We start from the raw sequence: 1,160 nt of genomic DNA on the forward strand, positions 1-1,160 counted from the left end.
TTTATTATGGCGTGCTTTATGCCATGGGTCGGGAAAGAAAAGCTGTAGGCGACTAACGGAATCATCAGCAATATTCCGTGCCAGCACTTCGTTGGCGTCGGCGCAGAATACTCGTAAGTTTTCCAAGCCTAGATCACCCGCCTGATTTAGGAGCGCACCAACTCCGGGACGATGAACTTCAATCCCCAAATAGTTCTCATTAGGCGCCTGATGAGCCATTTCACTTAGTGATGCACCCATGCCAAAACCAATTTCTACCACTAAAGGTTGCGCAAGAGGAAAACTCTCACGAACATCAGAAGGCGCTTTCGCTAACTCCAAGCCCATCGTTGACCAACACTCTTCAAAGCCTCTTTGCTGGCCTGCGGTCATCCTTCCACTGCGAACAACGAAGCTTCTAATCGGCCTTTTCTTGAGGTTAGCCACTTCAATTTTAGGACCTTTGGTATTCGTCTCTTTTGAGTCAGTTTCGTCCGTCTGTGCGGAATCCTGATGTTCTTCGGTCATTATGTTGAGCCTTGTTACGTCAGTGCAAATGCAGTTTATTAAAGAAGCTTAGTATTGATTAAAAAGCGCGCATAATAGGACTGCATGGAGCAAAGATCAAGGTATCTCAAGCCGCTTTAGCTAGAAAAGCTAGACGACTCAACAAAAGCCCTGATTTCATCTCGCACACGCCTATAACTCTCCAACTCATCTTCCTGATTAGCAGCTAGTTTCGCTAACGATGGCGGGTCATCAAAAGGAACATGCTTAATCTCTTTGAACTCCGATAAGTTTGGGCAATGTTCAGCAGCATGACCGCAAACTGTCACGATCAAATCGAACTGTTGCGCTTCGAGCTCTTCAATATGCTTAGAATAATGTTTGCTCATATCTACCCCAAGTTCCCCCATCACTGAAACAGCATTAGGGTTCATACCGTGGGTTTCTATGCCTGCAGAGTATGCTTGCCACTCTTTATTTCTGATCGTATTTACCCAGGCTTCGGCCATTTGGCTTCGACAAGAGTTACCGGTACACAGAAAAAGGACTTTTTTGGGTGCCTGAGACATCTCGGTTTAGTCTTCCTTTTGTAAGGGGATGAATGCTAATAGACCACGTAAATCTGAAAAGATTCATCAAGTATTATTATTTTTTTGAACCAAGTTACATTTCCA

2 protein-coding genes are annotated in these 1,160 nt (G+C 44.7%); both read right to left on the reverse strand.

Annotated features, from left to right (window positions below):
• A partial coding sequence (gene trmB, locus A3761_RS14325) for a tRNA (guanosine(46)-N7)-methyltransferase TrmB (RefSeq protein WP_068750391.1) occupies positions 1 to 507 on the reverse strand: 507 nt, incomplete at its 3' end.
• A gap of 116 nt (positions 508 to 623) precedes the next feature.
• The gene (locus A3761_RS14330; protein ID WP_068509254.1) at positions 624 to 1,055 is read right to left on the reverse strand and encodes an arsenate reductase ArsC; all 432 of its coding nucleotides are present in this window, start codon (positions 1,053 to 1,055) and stop codon (positions 624 to 626) included.
• Positions 1,056 to 1,160 lie beyond the last annotated feature (105 nt).

The sequence above is a fragment of the Oleiphilus sp. HI0123 genome (genome assembly GCF_001635315.1).

Coding starts and splice junctions, on each gene's coding strand:
- A3761_RS14330 (WP_068509254.1), bottom strand. CDS start 1,055: ATGTCTCAGGCACCCAAAAAAGTCCTTTTTCTGTGTACCGGTAACTCT.